Origin of the sequence: Thiomicrospira sp. R3, from assembly GCF_029581415.1 — a bacterium.
In the GTDB taxonomy this organism is placed as follows: Bacteria; Pseudomonadota; Gammaproteobacteria; order Thiomicrospirales; family Thiomicrospiraceae; genus Thiomicrospira.
The window spans coordinates 1,478,665-1,497,712 of sequence record NZ_CP121121.1 but is presented as its reverse complement, the minus strand read 5'-3'; the positions used below and the strand labels follow the sequence as shown (position 1 = coordinate 1,497,712).

Below are 19,048 nucleotides of genomic sequence, written 5' to 3'. Positions count from 1 at the left end.
CTTATCTTTAATACAGTTTTGATGTTGTTGCTTGAATCAGTAGATTGTCGACTGAGGCATGCATAACTTCAAGTAGAGGGTTTGGCCATACACCCAGCAGCACTATAGCAAAGGCTAAAATCGACATTATAATAAATTCGCGACGATTTAAATCCTGAAGCTTCGCCACATTTTCATTAGCAACCTCACCAAAAAATACTCTCTTAACCATCCACAGGGTATAGGCTGCACCAACAATAAGTGATGTAGCCGCTAACACGCCCCACCAAACATTGGCTTTAAAGGCACTTAGGATAACCATAAATTCGCCTACAAACCCAGAGGTTCCAGGTAGACCAGCATTCGCCATTGCGAACAAAACGGCAAAGAACGTAAACCATGGCATGGTATTAACTACCCCACCGTAGGCTCCTATCTCACGAGTGTGCATACGATCATACAACACGCCGATTGCAAGGAACATCGCGCCTGAGATAAATCCATGAGAAATCATTTGCACCATGGCTCCTTCCATACCAAGGGCCGCGCCCTCAACGGAGCCTGTATTGCGCACAATGGCATAGACCACAAACATACCGAGTGTAACAAAGCCCATGTGTGCAATCGAAGAATAGGCCACCAATTTCTTCATGTCAGATTGTATTAACGCTATAAAACCTATGTAAACAATTGCGATTAAAGACAGGGCAATAACCAAAAGGTCGAGCGTCATCGCGGCATCAGGCGTAATAGGTAAACTAAAGCGAACGAACCCATACCCACCCATTTTAAGCATAATTGCCGCTAGGACAACTGAGCCAGCCGTTGGAGCTTCAACATGAGCATCGGGCAACCAAGTATGCACGGGAAACATAGGAATTTTAACGGCGAATGCAATCAAAAATGCTAAGAAGATTAAGATCTGTGCAGTCATTCCAATCGGCATTGTATGGAAATCAAGAATTGAAAAACTACCGCTTTGGAAATACATATACAAGAATGCAATCAACATGAACACAGAACCAAGGAAAGTGTACAGGAAGAATTTCATTGTTGCATAAACACGGCGTGGACCACCCCAAACACCAATAACTATAAACATTGGGATAAGTAATGCTTCCCAAAATACATAAAATAAAATTGAATCTAAGGCTGCGAAAACACCGATCATTAAACCTTGCATGATCATGAATGCACCCATGTATTGCTCAACACGCACCTTAATCACAGACCAAGCAGAAGCTATGACCAAAATCTGAGTAAAGGTGGTTAGTAAAATCAGCGGCATGGATAAACCATCAACACCCAAGAAATACTCAATGTTGTATTGTGGTATCCAGCTTAACCGCTCAACAAACTGCATTGCTGAAGTTGTAGTGTCAAACGCAAAATAAAGTGGCAAAGACAATATGAAGGTTAAAATGGCACCGCCAAGTGAAAACCACTTAGCGAATGCTGGATTGTTGCGACCAGCAAAAAGCACAATCAAACCAACCATGATCGGTAACCAAATAAGTGTACTAAGTATTGGATAGCCTAAAGACATGTAATCGTTTTCCTTTTCTTATTATGCTCTAATTACCAAAGCGCCCAGATCAATAGACCTAATAGACCAAAAATCATCACAAACGCATAATGATACATATAACCGGTTTGTGATTCGCGCATCATCTTAGCAAGCGCGGATACTTTGTTTACAGTGCCATTAACCATACCCGTATCAATAATTCGCATATCTACAGATTTCCAGAAAAAGTGGCCTAGACGTTTTGATCCGTTAACAAACACTATTTCATTTAGACGATCAAAGCCGTATGCGTTTTCTAAAACATAGTTACCTCGTGTACATTTGCTACTGATCCATGCAGGAATATCTGGTCGCTTCATATAGAAAAACCATGCTAGAGCTACGCCAGCAAAAGCAAGCCATACAGGAAGCGACATAAAGCCATGGATAATAAACCCTATAATTCCGTCATAGTATTTATCATAAACGCTTGCCAACACATCTTGCCCAGGAAGCACATGAATCGAATCTGCAAAATAACTCCCCGATAGAATTGGCTGAATCATAAACAGACCCAAGAATACTGACGGAATAGCAAGCAAGATTAATGGAATAGTTACAACTTTTGGTGATTCGTGTATCTTGTGAGACCTTACGTAATCACTCTCATTACCGTGGAACACCAAGAAGAACATCCTGAAACTATAGAAGGCGGTTATAAATACACCCATTAATAATAATGTGTAGGCGAAGGTTGATCCAGCAATCTCACTTTCACCGACTGCAAGTAAAATAGAATCTTTTGAAAAGAAACCTGCAAATCCAGGGAAACCAATTAAGGCAAGCGAGCCTAACAGCATGGCCCAATAGGTAATAGGCATGTGCCTCTTCAAACCACCCATTTGACGAATGTCTTGAATATGATGCATAGCGATAATGACTGAACCTGCCGCTAAAAACAGTAAGGCTTTAAAGAATGCATGTGTCAACACATGGAACATGCTCGCTGCATAGGCAGAAGCACCCAACGCTGCTGTCATATAACCAAGCTGTGATAGGGTTGAATAAGCCACTACACGCTTAATATCATTTTGAATAATACCCAATAAACCCATCATAAATGCAGTTAAGGCACCAACCACCAAAATGAATTGTAAAGCAGCTTCAGACATTTCATACGCAGGCGACAAACGTGCAACCATGAAAATACCCGCAGTAACCATGGTAGCTGCATGGATCAAAGCTGAAATCGGTGTCGGGCCTTCCATGGACTCGGGAAGCCAAACATGTAATGGCATCTGAGCTGATTTACCCATTGCACCAATGAATAGCAAAATAACCATAACCGTAATGACCGACCACTCTACACCCGGAATAAAGCTCATCATGGTATGTTCATGCTCAGCAAGCTTATCAAAGAACTCTTGATAATCCATGGTACCAAAATAGACAAATACCATTGCTATACCAAGAATAAAACCAAAGTCACCGACACGATTAACTAAGAAGGCCTTGAGGTTAGCAACCACTGCTGACTCACGTTTCATATAGAAACCAATCAACAGATACGAAACTAAACCTACCGCTTCCCAACCAAAAAATAACTGTAGGAAGTTGTTTGCCATTACTAATGACAACATCGAGAAGGTAAATAACGACAAGTAACTAAAGAACCTCTGATAGTAAGGATTATCATGATCATAATCCTCATCATGTTCCATATAGCCTATGGTGTAGATATGAACCATCAAGGACACAAAGGTCACTACTAGCATCATGGTGGCAGATAGCCTGTCTATTAAAAACCCTATTTCGAAGCGAATGCCATCACTAACCATCCAAGTATAAAGTGCTGCATTATAGGTTTCAGCACCATTAAATATATAATGATAAAACACATATGCAGACAATATAGTTGAAACAGCAACGCTTGCAATTGTTACGCTGTGTGCGCCTTTACGCCCAATTTGACGCCCAAACAAGCCTGCTGCCGCTGCACCAAATAGCGGTGCAAGCATTATAATTGTAAGAATTAGATGTAAATTACTCATGCGTCCTTACCCTTTTAATGAGCCAAGATCATCAACATTGATGCTCTTACGATTTCGAAATACAAGAACGATAATGGCCAAGCCAATCGCTGCCTCAGCTGCTGCAACAGTCAGAATAAAGAAAACAAATATCTGACCAGTTATATCATTCAAAAAGTAAGAAAACGCTACCAAGTTGGTATTTACTGCAAGCAACATAAGTTCAATCGACATCAATAAAATAATGACGTTTTTACGATTAAGGAAAATACCAGCCATACTCAAGGTGAAGAGTATCGCACTAAAAATTAAATAATCTGACAGTGCAACCATTATTCATCTTCCTCTTTTTTCTTAGTAACTTGAACTTCTCTAACTGGCTGCATCTTAATCATCTCTAAACGATCACGTGCTTGGGTTTTAACCTGTTTGTCAATGTTCTGGTATTTAACTTCATGGGGAGCACGACGACGAATAGTCAGCGCAATTGCAGCAACAATCCCAACCAACAACAATACGGCGGATAATATAAATGCATAAACATGAACAGTATAAAGCTCCAGGCCAATCATGGTTGTATTGCTATGACCTGCGGCATGTTGAATTGGCTCCCCAGTCACTTGCAAACCAAAATTATTTGGGCCTAGTACCATATACATCAAAGCAAAAATGCCGAGTGCGGCTAATACACCGATAGGTAAATACCGAATAAAACCTTCTTTAAGCTTAACAATGTTGATGTCCAACATCATTACCACAAACAAAAAGAGCACCATAACCGCACCTGCATAGACTAGGATAAGCACTATACCTAAAAATTCAGCTTGTGCTGTAATCCAAACCCCTGCGGTAGCGATAAAAGCTAATACCAGCCAAAGTGCCGCTTTTACAGGGTTATTTACTAAAATCATCATCAGTGATGATATTACAGCTATGCCCGCTAAAATATAAAAAACAAGTTGTTCAAAAGTCATAAAACAAGATTCCTAGGTAAGGTTAGCGATATTTCGCATCGGCAGCACGATCCGCAGCGATTTGGGTCTCATGCTTATCCCCAAAGGCTAGAAGTTTATCCTTTGTCATTATGTTTTCACCACGGTTGTAGAAATCGTATTCGAAAACACGGGTTTCAACAATGGCATCAACGGGGCATGCTTCTTCACAAAACCCACAATAGATACATTTAAACATATCAATATCATAACGTGTCGTACGTCTAGAACCATCATCACGCTCTTGTGCTTCGATGGTTATCGCATTGGCAGGGCAAACGGCCTCACACAGTTTGCAAGCTATACAACGTTCTTCACCGTTAGCATAGCGACGCAATGCATGGTGCCCACGAAAACGAGGGGACATTGGGGTTTTTTCTTCAGGGTAACGAACCGTTATTTTCTTTTTAAAGAAATACTTACCTGTGACCGCAAGGCCCTTAAAAAGCTCTACAAGCCCAAACGTCTTTACTTGGTGTTTAATAAATCCAATCATGCTTCACCTCTATCAATTAAACCATGGGCCAATGCTAAAGTAGTGCATCACACCGACAACAAATACCCAAGCAATCGTCAAGGGGATTAATACCTTCCATCCAAGACGCATCACCTGATCATAACGATAGCGAGGGAATGTAGCTCTAAACCACAAGAACAAAAACAAAAGAAAAGCAACCTTTAAGAACAGCCATATAAAACCAGGTATCCATGAGGTTAATGGATCGAGTAATGGTATATTTTCAAATGGCGAATACCAGCCACCCAGAAACATAATAGCTGTCATAAAAGAGATAAGCACCATCATTGCATATTCAGCTAACATAAATACGCCAAATCCCATTGATGAATACTCAACATGAAAACCAGCTACAATTTCAGCCTCGCCTTCGACAACATCAAAGGGGGTACGGTTGGTTTCAGCTAATCCTGAAATAAAATAAACAGCTAACATAGGTAACAACGGGATCCAATACCAATTCCAAAAACCACCTTGTTGTCCATGCACAATTTCAGTTAGGTTCATACTTCCTGCAACCATTAAAACCGTAACCAATGCAAAACCCATTGCAATTTCATAGGAAACTTTCTGAGCAGAAGCCCTTAGGGCTCCTAAAAAGGCGTATTTTGAATTGGAAGCCCAACCAGCAATAATGACACCGTAAACAACAATAGACGTAACGGCCAAAACATACATTACACCTACATTAATATCCGATACCACTACCCCTTCATCAAAAGGGATAACAGCCCAAGCTGCAACAACGGGTGCAAGAGCTAATACGGGGGCAATAATAAATAAAAACAGGTTAGATTGTTTTGGCCGTATAAACTCTTTCATTATGAGCTTAAGTGCATCAGCAAAGGGCTGTAAGATTCCGTATGGACCTACACGATTTGGTCCCATACGTAACTGCATAAAGCCAATTACCTTACGCTCAGCAAGTGTTAAAAATGCAACCGTAATCATAATTGGTAACACAACAATAACTACCTGCAAAACAAGTGTTATTAATATAGCCAACCAATCCCATAAGAAAATGCTTAGCCAGCCTTGTAAAGCATTAAACATACTGTTTTCCTTTAATTAGATTGATTGGTTTGTTGAGCATCCGGTGTAGCTTGTAATGCTAGCGAACGTCTAACTAATGGATCAACACTATAACATTTCACCAGCCCCGAACAAGAATCGGCCCCTTTTGTTAAATCGTAATCCATCATTTTATGATTAGGCTTAGACAACTCAAGATTTAATTCTTTAATTTCGGTTAGAACTTCTGCCGTATTTACATAATCAAAGCCATCAATATCCAACATATTCCCTAACACTCGAATTATTTTCCAAAGTGGTTTAGCTTCACCTTTTGAATTTGCAAGCAACTTAAAGCTCTGCCAATCATTTTGTATATTGATTAGGGTACCTGCATTTTCAGCAAAAATAGCAATCGGTAACATTAGATCACAATAGCTTCGCTGTAACTCAGAATCAAATGCCGTGAAGTTAATAACCAATTCAGCCTGCTCCATCGCCTGCTGTGCTTTATCAGATAACAAACAATCGACATCAGGCTCTACACCCACATTAATAAATACTTTCTTACCGCTGCTCAACCAATCAGTCAAATTCGACTCATTACCCTCTAGTAATAGATTTGCACCAACTGTATTTGAAAACGCTGGCAAATCATTAAAGGATGCACCGACAAGCTCAGATAGCTCCAAGCCAAGCTTTAAAAGCAATCCATAATTACTATCCGATTGAGCAGATAAACCGAACATTATCGCTGCATTTTCAGCTTTTATTAGCGAGTTAGCGATAGCCTTATGCTGATCATTAACATCTATAGAAGACAACCAGGCCTGGTCAGCACTTTCTGTTAATGTAATCGCAGCCTTTAATACCGCTGCTAGATTCATGACTAATTGGTTAGTATCAATCTGATTTTCAACACATAAGTTGTAGTCCAAGCCGGGTGGATTGATTACATTAACATCGCAACCAGATAGCTGAGCTTTGCGGATACGATTGTTTAACAGAGGCAGATCTTTACGTAAATGCCCACCAACAACTAAAAGGGAATTTAAATCTTCAACTTCCGTCAAATCTATAGCTAATGATTGGTTAATACCATACTGATCTGCAGAAAAATCTTGTTGACGCAATCTATGTTCGATATTTTTTATACCTAATGCACTCGCTAGCTTTTTGACTAGATATATTTCTTCTAAAGTAGCATTAGGTGACAACAAAATAGCCACTTGTTCTGGCGTAGCTAAATAAGGTTTCAGCTTTTCGATTAAATTTTCCAGCGCCAACTGCCAATCCATTGGTTGCCAATTAGAGTCTACCTTAACAATCGGCTGTAAAAGTCGATCAGAAGAATTTAGCGCATCACAAGAAAAGCGATCACGATCTGAAATCCAAGTTTCATTAATAGCTTCATTTTCACGCGGCACAACACGCATAACCTCACCATTTCGAGTATGAACAAAAATATTTGATCCAATACTGTCGTGTGGGGCAACACTAGGATGCGCTTTTAATTCCCAAGACCTAGCCTTGTAACGGAAAGGTTTATTTGTCAATGCACCAACCGGACATAGGTCTATCATATTACCAGACAACTCAGATCCTATTGATTTTTCAATATAGGTTCCTATCTCCATCCATTCACTGCGACCCGTTACACCAAGCTCTTTAAGACCCGCAATTTCTTGACCAAAGCGTACGCAACGTGTGCAATGGATACAACGGGTCATGTCTGTCTGAATTAAAGAACCTACGTTACGGTCACCAACTATTCGTTTTGCTTCAGAATAACGCGAGACGTCGTCTCCGTAGTCCATCGCAACATCTTGAAGCTCACACTCCCCACCTTGATCACAAATTGGGCAGTCCAACGGGTGATTAATGAGTAAAAATTCCATTACAGCTTTTTGCGCAGCGATAGCTTTTGGTGAGCGTGTATTAACTTTCATACCATCGGTTACAGGGGTGGCGCAAGCAGGCACCGCTTTCCAAGCCCCTTCAACATCCACCAAGCACATGCGGCAATTTGCAGCAATAGATAGTTTTTTGTGATAACAAAAACGAGGTATAGAAATAGCAGCGCTATCGGCAACATCAATCAGCATATCACCTTCACGCGCTTCTACAACCTGACCATTAATCTCGACTTTTACCATAATTAATTAACCTAATATTCATCGCTTATCTATTAAGCGCGGTCGAAAATACTACATCCGTGATCAATATAATGACGGAACTCATGTTCAAAATGTTGCAAGAAGCTTGCTACCGGGATCGCCGCCGCATCTCCTAATCCACAAATAACGCGTCCTGTAATTTTTTCGGACACATCCTTAAGTGTTTCAATATCTTCAGGCCTACCCTTTCCTTGACGAATTCGTTTTACAACACGATACATCCAACCTGTACCTTCTCGACATGGCGTGCATTGACCACAAGACTCATCATAATAAAACCAAGTTAGGCGCTCTAATGATTTAACCATATCAGTATGGTCATCCATTACAATTACAGAACCCGCGCCCAAAAAAGAACCTGCCTTAGCAATAGAGTCATAATCCATATTCATATTGAGGGCTTTATCTGCAGGCAAAACGGCGGTCGATGACCCGCCTGGAATAACAGCCTTAAGTGTACGCCCCTTCCAAACACCACCTGCAAGTTCAAGTAGATCTTTAAAAGGCGTACCCATCGGAATTTCATAGTTAGCTGGTTTTTCCAAATGACCTGACATACAAAATAACTTGGTACCCCCGGCACCAGGTACACCTATTTTAGAAAACCAATCACCACCCTTAGCTAAAATCATTGGAATGGATGCTAGAGTTTCGGTATTGTTAATTGTTGTAGGCTTACCGTATAAACCATAACTTGCTGGAAAAGGCGGTTTAAACCTAGGTTGCCCTTTTTTACCTTCTATTGACTCTAGTAAGGCTGTTTCTTCTCCACAAATATAGGCGCCTGCACCTTGGTGCGTATTAAGGTCAAAATCCCAGCCGGAACCTAAGATATTCTTGCCAAGCATACCTGCTTCATGTGCTTGCATAATGGCTCGTGTAAAACGATCATAGGGCTCCCAAAATTCACCACGAATATAGTTATAACCCACACTGGCTCCAATCACATAACCAGCTATAGCCATACCCTCAATTAATTGATGTGGATTGTAACGCATAATATCTCTGTCTTTACAAGTACCTGGCTCACTCTCATCTGAGTTACACACGATATACTTTTGACCCGCAGAGTGGCGATTCATAAAGCTCCACTTTAAACCCGTCGGGAACCCTGCTCCACCACGGCCTCTCAAATTAGACACCTTGAGCTCATCAATAATTTCTTGAGGACTTAGCTCACCAGCGAGTACCTGCTTCCAAACTTGATAGCCACCTTGGGAAATATAAGTTTCAATATCCCATGAGTTTTCCAAGTGATTATTGCGATAACAGCATAAATTTAATTCAACCATCTGATCACTCCAAGCTATCTAGGATTTCATCTAAGCGTTGCTCAGTGAGGTTTTCATAAAATGTTTTGTCAATTTGCATCATAGGCGCATTTACACAAGCACCAAGGCATTCAACTTTTTTAATAGAAAACCTGCCATCTGGAGTAACTTCCCCGACATCAACGTCTAGTTTGTTTTTCAGATACTCTAGTAAATCATCACTTCCACGCAGCATACAAGAAATATTGGTGCATAAACAAATTTTGTGACGACCAACAGGATTATGCTCAAAGTTCGAATAAAACGTAGCTACTTCATAAACAGTAATAGGTGTCATTGCAAGATAATTGGCAACCTGGTCCATTAATTCTTTAGTTAAATGCCCACCATTTACCTCTTGCACAATACGCAAAGATGGGATAACCGCTGATTGTTTCTGGTCTTCTGGATAACGTGCTAACCAACGATCAATTCTTCTCTTCACATCACCCTGGATAATATTATCTAACTCTAACAAACTCATCGGTCTATCTCCCCAAACACTATATCCTGAGTACCAATAATCGTAACTACGTCTGCAATCATATGACCTCTAGCCATTTCATCCAATGCAGCTAAGTGAGGAAAACCAGGTGCACGCACCTTAAGGCGGTAAGGTTTGTTAGCGCCATCAGAAACCATATAGATACCAAACTCACCCTTTGGATGCTCCACCGCACTATAAACTTCACCCTTAGGCAAGATAAAGCCTTCAGTAAACAGCTTAAAATGGTGAATAAGTGCCTCCATGTTAGTTTTAACATCCACACGGGAAGGGGGGGTGACTTTATGGTCTTTTGCCATAACTGGACCCGGATTGTTTTTCAACCATTCGACGCACTGCTTAATAATTTTGTTAGATTCACGCATCTCAGCAACACGAACTAAATATCGATCGTAACTATCGCCTGTTTTACCCACCGGAATATCAAAATCTAACCGATCATAGACCTCATAGGGTTGTTTTTTACGCAAATCCCAAGCTATACCTGAACCACGCAGCATCGGACCTGTAAACCCAAGCTGTAGCGCACGATCTGGAGAAACAATACCTATATCCACAGTTCTTTGCTTCCAAATACGATTATCAGTAAGCAGCGTTTCATATTCGTCAATATAACCCGGAAAACGCTGAGTGAACGCTTCTATAAACTCTAATAGCGTACCCTCGCGGGTTTCGTTTAATTTATCTAAATCTCGACCCTGATGCCATTTAGATTTTTCATACTTAGGCATAGTATCTGGCAAATCACGATACACACCGCCAGGCCGGTAATAAGTAGCATGCATGCGTGCACCCGATACCGCTTCATAACAATCCATTAGATCTTCTCGTTCGCGGAATGCATAAAGGAATACAGTCATTGCACCAATATCTAGCGCATGCGCACCCAACCACATTAAGTGGTTTAGAACTCTTGTTATTTCGTCAAACATTACACGTATATACTGAGCACGCTCAGGGACTTCAACAGCCAACAGCTTTTCTATCGACATAACATAGGCATGTTCGTTGGACATCATTGAAACATAGTCAAGCCGATCCATATAGCCGATCGATTGAATATAGGGTTTATACTCAGCTAATTTTTCAGTACCTCGATGCAACAAACCGATATGTGGATCAGAACGAACAACAGTTTCTCCATCAAGCTCAAGAACAAGGCGTAATACACCATGAGCAGAGGGATGCTGAGGACCAAAATTAAGAGTATAGTTGCGAATTTCTGGCATAGCTATTCTTTCCTTCTCAGCAATTAATGGCGAATGACACGTGGCACATTCACTCTATTCTCTATTGTAACCGGCTCATAAACCACACGGCCTTTTACAGCGTCATAACGCATTTCTACATGACCAATAAGTGGAAAGTCTTTGCGTAATGGATGTCCCACAAATCCATAATCAGTAAGTATGCGACGCAAATCTGGATGATCAGAAAACAAAATCCCAAATAAATCAAATGCTTCACGCTCGAACCAGTTGGCTGAACTCCAAACACTAACAACAGAATCCACAAGTGGCTGCTGTGTATCTTCAGGGTAAACCTTTACACGAATACGGTTATTATTAGCAACTGATAACAAGTGATAAATTACAGCAAAACGACGTGGCTGATACAGCTCGGCCTCTGATTCATTCTGATCAAAGTCAAAAACACCACGGCTAAACCCACTGTTACATGCCTGAGCACTCTCCCAGTTAGCTTTACCAAAGCTGAGATAATCAACACCACATAAATCAATAAGTATTTCAAAACCCAATTCAGCTTTTAATTGACTTAATATGTTTTTTGATTCTGCAGGTGTAACCTCAATAGTTAACTCATCAAACTCTATTTCAGAAGAACATAAATGCGGTCCAAAATGAGCGTCAACCTTATTTTTTAAATCTAATACAGATTGTTTCATATGCGCTACCGTGATCTGTAAACAAAACTATCTTGCAATAGTATTTGTACGTCGAATTTTATTTTGAAGTTGAATAATGCCATAGAGTAGAGCCTCTGCTGTAGGTGGGCAACCCGGAACGTAAACATCTACGGGAACAATCCGATCACAGCCTCGTACCACAGAGTAAGAATAATGGTAGTAACCACCACCATTTGCACACGAACCCATGGAAATAACCCAGCGGGGTTCTGCCATTTGGTCGTACACTTTTCGTAAGGCTGGTGCCATCTTATTAACTAGAGTGCCTGCAACAATCATTACATCTGATTGACGAGGACTAGGGCGAAAGATTATGCCAAAACGATCAAGATCATAACGCGATGCACCCGCATGCATCATTTCTACAGCACAACAAGCTAAACCAAACGTCATTGGCCAAAGCGAACCAGTACGTGCCCAGTTTATTAATTTATCAGCTGAAGTCGTTACAACCCCTTCTTTTAATACGCCTTCTATTCCCATTCCAGCGCTCCTTTTCTCCATTCATAAATAAACCCTACAACAAGCAAAGACAAAAAAACACCCATCGATAGCAAGCCGAAAAGACCTATTTCACTCAAAACTATGGCCCAAGGGAACAGGAAAGCAATTTCTAAATCAAAAATAATAAACAGAATGGCGACGAGATAAAAACGAACGTCAAATTGCATTCGAGAATCTTCAAAGGCCTCGAAACCACATTCATAAGGTGAATTCTTCTGAGCATCTGGTTTATTAGGCGCAAGTACAAAACTCAGCAGTAATGGCCCAACCCCAAACAAAACACCAAGAACAATAAAAACCAGGATAGGTAAATAATTTTCTAGCATAGGTTTCCACCTTTTCTAGGATTAAAAACCCGGCAAAAGCCAGGTTAAAAAAATGGTGCCGATGGCCGGACTCGAACCGGCACAGCTTGCGCCACTACCCCCTCAAGATAGCGTGTCTACCAATTTCACCACATCGGCTATTAAATATTAATTCGGCACAACCGGAACATCAGAACGAACATTATCCCCTTTTGAAGGCACTTGCTGCTCTGTTACAACACTCTGATAGCCTCTTGCATCTTTACTTGCAATATAGGCCAAACTTAAGCTTGTTATAAAAAACAAAGTCGCTAATACAGCTGTGGTACGTGACAAGAAGGTTGCCGTACCACGGCTGCCAAAAAATGATTGAGATGAACCACCAAAACTGGCACCTGCATCCGCGCCTTTACCGTGCTGAATCAAAACCAAAACAATCAACACAAACGCGATAACAATATGTATCGCTAACACTATTCCGAACATGCTTCACCTGCAGCCTTACATATCGCTAAAAAATCACTTGCAACTAAAGAAGCACCGCCAATTAGTCCGCCATCAATATCAGGCTGGCTAAATAAAACTGCTGCATTATCTGGTTTTACACTTCCACCATACTGAATAATCAAGTTAGCAGCAACAACTGGATCTCGTTGAGCAATTAGGCTTCTAATAAATGCATGTGCATTTTGCGCCTGCTCAGGACTCGCTGTTTTGCCTGTACCGATCGCCCAAACGGGTTCATAAGCGATAACTATATTCTTAAATGCACCTACACCGACGCGATCAATTACGGCTTCTAACTGCCTAGCAACAACTTTTTCAGTTACATTTGATTCACGCTCTTCTAGTGTCTCACCAACACAAAGCAAAGGAATTAACCCTGCCTGTGCTATTAGGTCAACTTTTTCGGCTACAACTGAGTCAGTTTCCCCATAAAGACTTCTGCGTTCAGAATGCCCTACGATGATATATTCACAGCCAACATCCTTGACCATGTCAACAGATGTTTCACCTGTATAAGCACCTTGGCCAGACACGTTCGCTACATTCTGTGCACCGACCTTAATTGAGCTACCTAACAACTTGGTTTTTACTGTTTCAAGATAAATAGAGGGGGGGCAAACCGCAACCTCGACCGCTTTTAAAGCATCTTCATTTACCTGTAAATCAGATAATAAGGAGTCAATCATAGCTTTCGAGCCATGCATTTTCCAGTTCCCAGCAACAAATGGTTTTCTCACTAATCCGATCTCCGAGTCAAAACTGCGCTAATATTAGCGACTTTAAAACAAAAAAACAACATTGACAAATTTATGAAAAGTAAATCCTAACATTTTCTGCCAGCATTTCTACCAGCCTTGTAGCAACTTCTTCGCACCTGCTTTCAACCATAACCCTTACCAATGCCTCTGTTCCTGATGGGCGAATTAATATTCTAATATCTTGATTATACTCAGATTCCATCTCAGCCACCATGCTTGACAAGCTTGGCGATTCAGCAATATTAAATGGTTTAGTTATTGCTACATTTAAAAGCTTCATTGGAAACTTTTCTAGTTTGAGATCTAAATCATTTAATGTCGATTCATTCCTAACAAGAACGGCTAAAACCTGAAGTGCAGCCACAATACCATCACCTGTTGATGATTTATCTAGACACAGGATGTGCCCTGAGCCTTCTGCACCTAGCAACCAGCCCCGTTGTTTAAGCTCTTGCATTACATATTTATCACCGACATTAGCACGCACAAACATCAAGCCCTTTTCGACTATGGCATTTTCTATCGATCTATTAGTCATCAAGGTACCCACCACACCTGGTTGGCTAGAATAGCTTTCAGTTGCTAACAAATACAGCAGGTCGTCTCCATCAAGCACCTCACCCAAGGAGTCAACCATCATTAACCTGTCACCATCGCCATCTAATGCAATACCAATATCAGCATTAACCTCGATTACCTTTGCCTTTAAAGCTGACAAATCTGTTGCGCCGCATCCCTGGTTAATATTTAACCCATTCGGCTGATCACCGATAACAGTGACTTTGGCACCCAGCTCTTTAAAAACTAATGGTGCAACCTGATACGCCGCCCCATGAGCACAGTCAACAACTAAATGAAGCCCATCTAGTTTCTTTTTCTCTCGATACGTGCTCTTACAAAACTCAACATAACGCCCTGGGGCATCATTTATCCGCATAGCTCGCCCAAGAGATTCAAGCTGAGTAATATCTGCAGAAACAACCATTTCTTGATCAAAAGCAGCCTCAATAGCCATTTCCATTTCGTCTGAAATCTTTAAACCCCGCCCATCAAAGAACTTCACACCATTATCATAATGCGGATTATGTGAGGCACTAATAACAACACCTAGGTCAGCATGAAAGGTCTGTGTTAAATAGGCAACAGCCGGTGTTGGCATAGGGCCTAATAACATCACATCCACGCCAGCATAAATAAAACCTGACTCTAAAGCTGATTCAAACATATAGCCAGAAACACGGGTATCCTTACCAATCATCACCTTGGAGCCACCCTGGGATTTCAGCACACTCCCCACCGCCCAGCCCAACTTTAACATTTGATCAGGACTCATTAAGCCCTTACCGACACGGTTGCGTATTCCATCAGTTCCAAAGTATTTCTTAATCACTCTTAAACCCTGTTTAATTTTCTTGTTAATGCGCCAAGCAGAGTAAAAGCTTGCCTCGTTTCTTTGACATCATGAACGCGAACAATTTTGACACCCTGCTCAACCGCCAAAATAGCAGCAATGACACTTGGCAGCAAGCGTTGATCTACAGGAAGATCATCTAATATTTGACCCAACATTGACTTTCTAGATACGCCAATTAGCAATGGATATCCAAGCTTTTTTAATTCAGATAAACTTTTAAATAACGCTAAATTATGCTGCAATTGTTTACCAAATCCAAAACCTGGATCCAGCACAATACGACCCGTAGCAATACCCGCTTGCAAACAAACATCGACTCTGTGCTTTAAAAAGCTAGCGACCTCACTCACAACATCATAATAAGCTGGAGATTGTTGCATAGTCTGCGGCTGGCCTTGCTTGTGCATTAAACACACATAAGCGCAAGAACTTGACACTAAAGCCAATGCTTGTGGATCCTGCAATGCATTTATGTCGTTAACCATTGCGACATTACGCATCAGAACTTGTCGCATAACCCCTGGCTTAGACGTGTCAACAGAGATAGGTAAATCTGTTAAGGACTGAACCAACTCAATAGCTGGCAAGACTCGATCCAACTCCATTTGTTCTGTAACACTGACAGAACCAGGCCTGGTTGATTCACCACCAATATCAATAATATCAGCACCATCATTAACCATCGACTGAATTCGACTTACAAGCAAATCCTTACTCGTGTAGCGACCACCATCCGAAAATGAATCTGGCGTAACATTTAATACACCCATTATGAGTGGCTGCTGCTGATTTAGTAGAGTGTCCATAAGGATCCAATAAAAAACCTGCCTAATTTACAACTAGACAGGTTAGAAAATAGTAATCAGTTAAGCTTTGGTTCTGCTGCATTAGAATCGACTCCACCTCCAGTAAGATCATCTTCAACCAGTGAATCAGGGTCTAATGACTTTTCTGCAGCTTCTGCCCCCTTAGAACCTGGCTCCATCCAATCTTTGGGCTCACCGGGTTCGCGGCCTTCCATAATATTTTTAATTTGATCAGCATCAATCGTTTCATATTGCATAAGTGCTTCAGCCATTATTTCAAGCTTGTCTTTATGCTTAGTTAATATATCAGTTGAACGATTATAATTAACATCAATTAAACGTCTTACTTCGCTATCAATTAGCTTTGCTGTTTCACCTGAAACAGATGATGTTTTAGAAGTACTGCCTAAAAAACTTTGCTCTTCTTCCTCGTAAAGCAATGGGCCCAGTTTTTCAGAAAGCCCCCACTTCATGACCATGCTACGTGCAAGTTTAGTTGCGCGTTCAATGTCGTTACTAGCCCCTGTAGTAACAGCATCTGCGCCAAAAATCATTTCCTCAGCAATTCGACCACCATACAAGCTCGATAACTGACTCTCTAGCTTCCGTTTACTGTAACTCCATGAGTCTTCAACGGGTAAATACATGGTCACACCCAATGCACGCCCGCGTGGAATAATACTTACCTTATAGACAGGATCATGTTCAGGTACAAGATAACCAACAATTGCGTGACCCGCTTCATGATAAGCTGTTAAACGCTTTTCAGATTCACTCATCACCATACTCTTGCGCTCAACGCCCATTAGAATCTTATCTTTAGCACGCTCAAAATGATTCTGAGTCACTGAACGCTCACCTAGTCTTGCAGCGAACAATGCCGCTTCATTTACCAGGTTTGCAAGATCAGCACCTGAAAAACCAGGCGTACCACGGGCAATTAATGCTGGCTTTACATCTTCAGCGACCGGTACCTTTCTAATGTGCACTTTAAGAATCTGTTCACGCCCACGAACATCAGGCAAGCCGACTGTAACCTGGCGATCAAAACGACCTGGTCTTAACAAGGCTGGATCGAGCACATCAGGGCGGTTAGTGGCGGCTATTACAATAATACCCTCATTACCTTCAAACCCATCCATTTCAACTAGCATCTGATTTAGCGTTTGTTCACGCTCATCATTGCCACCGCCCATACCAACACCACGACTACGACCTACTGCATCTATCTCATCGATAAAGATAATACAGGGTGAATGAGCTTTAGCCTGCTCAAACATATCTCTTACACGTGAAGCTCCTACACCAACAAACATTTCAACAAAATCCGAGCCCGAAATAGTAAAGAAAGGAACTTTGGCCTCGCCAGCAATGGCTTTTGCCAATAGAGTTTTGCCCGTACCTGGAGGCCCTACCATTAAAACACCGCGTGGAATCTTACCACCTAAATTTTGATATTTCTCTGGATCACGTAAAAAGTCGACTAGTTCAGAAACTTCTTCTTTCGCTTCATCTGCACCTGCTACATCATCAAAATTAACCTTTACCTGGTCTTCAGAAAGCATACGCGCTTTACTTTTTCCAAACGACATAGGCCCACCTTTGCCGCCTAATCCCCCTCCCATTGAACGCATGAAGAAAATCCAGATAGCAATTAAGAGCAGCATAGGGAACCATGAAATGAAAATCTGCATCAATAAACTTTGTTTTTCAGGGGGCTGAGAGCTTACAGTAACTCTATTTTGCAATAAATCACCCATCAGACCTGGATCACCCGGATTATAAGTAGTGAATGCATCACCATTAGCGTAAACACCTCTAATAGTAGCACCTTCAATATTTACACGACTCACTTGACCTTCACGTACTTGGTCTATAAATCTGGAATAATCCAATCGAGTTGATGTTTGATTATTTGATGAACCAAAATGATTAAACAGCGACATTAGCACCAGCGCTACCGCTGCCCAGATCAACATATTTTTTAGCATATCGTTTTTCATTACGTTCCCTAAACCCCTTGTAGCCCGAAATTATTTTAAAGTTTTAACAAATAGTATTTTATAGATAATAACACGCTCTTTAAAAAGGCGCAAAAATCTCCGATTGCTATTTTTTCCCTACACCTAGCAAATAGATCTCTTTACTGCGTGCACGTGATGCTTTTGGCTTACGCGTTAACGCCTTGATGTATTTTGATTTGACATCATTAAGCAATTTTTCATAACCCTCACCCTGGAAGACCTTCATAAGTACATTTCCGCCAGGTTTCAAGACTTGTTCGGCCAATTCAAGCGTTAACTCAACTAAATGCATCGCTCTTGGAATATCTACCGCTTTATTACCACTCATATTTGGTGCCATATCCGACATCACCAAATCAACCTCACGGCCTGCCAGCGCATCTAAAAGTTGTTGATAAACATCATCCTCACGAAAATCTCCTTGAATAAATTGAACACCCGCATAAGGCTCAACGGGTAATATATCCAAAGCAAAAACTCGCCCTTCCTGACCAATTTGCTGTGCGGCCCATTGTGACCAACCACCTGGTGCCGCACCTAGATCGACTACCGTCATGCCCGACTTAAAAAGCTGATCCTTCTCATCCAACTCTTGCAACTTATAAATAGCACGTGATCGCCACCCTTCCTTTTGCGCTTTTAATACATAAGGATCATCAAAATGCTCTTGTAACCAACGCGAACTTGATTTTGTTCGTCCCATAAGTGTAATTTACCTGAGTTTTAGTTCATCGAAAAGCGATGTTTTCAATTAAAATAAGGTTTTTCAAACCTG

19 protein-coding genes and 1 tRNA gene are annotated in these 19,048 nt (G+C 41.2%); all 20 read right to left on the bottom strand.

Going from position 1 to position 19,048, the window contains the following annotated elements:
- Positions 1–7: 7 nt before the first annotated feature.
- Positions 8–1,525, bottom strand: coding sequence for an NADH-quinone oxidoreductase subunit M (locus P8S55_RS07575; protein WP_289223624.1), 1,518 nt, complete (start codon positions 1,523–1,525; stop codon positions 8–10).
- 32 nt (positions 1,526–1,557) lie between these two features.
- On the bottom strand, positions 1,558–3,537 hold the full coding sequence (gene nuoL, locus P8S55_RS07570) for an NADH-quinone oxidoreductase subunit L (RefSeq protein WP_289223623.1): 1,980 nt from the start codon (positions 3,535–3,537) through the stop codon (positions 1,558–1,560).
- A gap of 6 nt (positions 3,538–3,543) precedes the next feature.
- Positions 3,544–3,849: an NADH-quinone oxidoreductase subunit NuoK gene (gene nuoK, locus P8S55_RS07565; RefSeq protein WP_289223622.1), complete on the bottom strand. Its 306-nt coding sequence runs from the start codon at positions 3,847–3,849 to the stop codon at positions 3,544–3,546.
- On the bottom strand, positions 3,849–4,490 hold the full coding sequence (locus P8S55_RS07560; protein ID WP_289223621.1) for an NADH-quinone oxidoreductase subunit J: 642 nt from the start codon (positions 4,488–4,490) through the stop codon (positions 3,849–3,851). The genes nuoK and P8S55_RS07560 overlap by 1 nt, the downstream gene beginning before the upstream one ends.
- 22 nt (positions 4,491–4,512) lie before the next feature.
- Positions 4,513–5,004, bottom strand: a complete 492-nt coding sequence (nuoI, locus tag P8S55_RS07555) for an NADH-quinone oxidoreductase subunit NuoI (RefSeq protein WP_289223620.1) — start codon at positions 5,002–5,004, stop codon at positions 4,513–4,515.
- Positions 5,005–5,016: 12 nt separating this feature from the next.
- Positions 5,017–6,078 carry an NADH-quinone oxidoreductase subunit NuoH gene (gene nuoH, locus P8S55_RS07550; RefSeq protein ID WP_289223619.1) on the bottom strand — a complete coding sequence of 354 codons (1,062 nt, stop codon included), beginning with the start codon at positions 6,076–6,078 and terminating at the stop codon, positions 5,017–5,019.
- 11 nt (positions 6,079–6,089) lie between these two features.
- Entirely contained in the window at positions 6,090–8,192 is a 2,103-nt protein-coding gene (nuoG, locus tag P8S55_RS07545; RefSeq protein WP_289223618.1) for an NADH-quinone oxidoreductase subunit NuoG, read from the bottom strand.
- Positions 8,193–8,224: 32 nt separating this feature from the next.
- Positions 8,225–9,505 carry an NADH-quinone oxidoreductase subunit NuoF gene (gene nuoF, locus P8S55_RS07540; protein WP_289223617.1) on the bottom strand — a complete coding sequence of 427 codons (1,281 nt, stop codon included), beginning with the start codon at positions 9,503–9,505 and terminating at the stop codon, positions 8,225–8,227.
- 4 nt (positions 9,506–9,509) lie between these two features.
- Entirely contained in the window at positions 9,510–10,007 is a 498-nt protein-coding gene (locus tag P8S55_RS07535; RefSeq protein ID WP_289223616.1) for an NADH-quinone oxidoreductase subunit NuoE family protein, read from the bottom strand.
- Entirely contained in the window at positions 10,004–11,257 is a 1,254-nt protein-coding gene (locus P8S55_RS07530) for an NADH-quinone oxidoreductase subunit D (protein ID WP_289223615.1), read from the bottom strand. Before P8S55_RS07530 ends, P8S55_RS07535 begins: the two co-directional genes overlap by 4 nt.
- Positions 11,258–11,280: 23 nt before the next feature.
- Positions 11,281–11,934, bottom strand: coding sequence for an NADH-quinone oxidoreductase subunit C (locus tag P8S55_RS07525; RefSeq protein ID WP_289223614.1), 654 nt, complete (start codon positions 11,932–11,934; stop codon positions 11,281–11,283).
- Positions 11,935–11,961: 27 nt separating this feature from the next.
- Positions 11,962–12,438 carry a NuoB/complex I 20 kDa subunit family protein gene (locus tag P8S55_RS07520; RefSeq protein WP_044407423.1) on the bottom strand — a complete coding sequence of 159 codons (477 nt, stop codon included), beginning with the start codon at positions 12,436–12,438 and terminating at the stop codon, positions 11,962–11,964.
- Positions 12,429–12,785: an NADH-quinone oxidoreductase subunit A gene (locus P8S55_RS07515; protein ID WP_289223613.1), complete on the bottom strand. Its 357-nt coding sequence runs from the start codon at positions 12,783–12,785 to the stop codon at positions 12,429–12,431. Before P8S55_RS07515 ends, P8S55_RS07520 begins: the two co-directional genes overlap by 10 nt.
- 53 nt (positions 12,786–12,838) lie before the next feature.
- Positions 12,839–12,923: transfer RNA gene (locus P8S55_RS07510), tRNA-Leu, on the bottom strand.
- Between the two features lie 9 nt (positions 12,924–12,932).
- Complete coding sequence (gene secG, locus P8S55_RS07505; protein ID WP_289223612.1) at positions 12,933–13,250, bottom strand: preprotein translocase subunit SecG; 318 nt, start codon at positions 13,248–13,250, stop codon at positions 12,933–12,935.
- Entirely contained in the window at positions 13,238–14,008 is a 771-nt protein-coding gene (gene tpiA, locus P8S55_RS07500) for a triose-phosphate isomerase (protein ID WP_289223611.1), read from the bottom strand. The genes secG and tpiA overlap by 13 nt, the downstream gene beginning before the upstream one ends.
- A gap of 70 nt (positions 14,009–14,078) precedes the next feature.
- A complete protein-coding gene (gene glmM, locus P8S55_RS07495; RefSeq protein WP_289223610.1) occupies positions 14,079–15,419 on the bottom strand; it encodes a phosphoglucosamine mutase in 1,341 nt (446 codons plus the stop codon).
- Between the two features lie 2 nt (positions 15,420–15,421).
- Positions 15,422–16,249: a dihydropteroate synthase gene (gene folP, locus P8S55_RS07490; RefSeq protein WP_289223609.1), complete on the bottom strand. Its 828-nt coding sequence runs from the start codon at positions 16,247–16,249 to the stop codon at positions 15,422–15,424.
- A gap of 56 nt (positions 16,250–16,305) precedes the next feature.
- Positions 16,306–18,252 carry an ATP-dependent zinc metalloprotease FtsH gene (ftsH, locus tag P8S55_RS07485; protein ID WP_289223608.1) on the bottom strand — a complete coding sequence of 649 codons (1,947 nt, stop codon included), beginning with the start codon at positions 18,250–18,252 and terminating at the stop codon, positions 16,306–16,308.
- A 106-nt stretch (positions 18,253–18,358) separates the two neighbouring features.
- Positions 18,359–18,976 carry a 23S rRNA (uridine(2552)-2'-O)-methyltransferase RlmE gene (rlmE, locus tag P8S55_RS07480; protein WP_289223607.1) on the bottom strand — a complete coding sequence of 206 codons (618 nt, stop codon included), beginning with the start codon at positions 18,974–18,976 and terminating at the stop codon, positions 18,359–18,361.
- Positions 18,977–19,048: the final 72 nt, after the last annotated feature.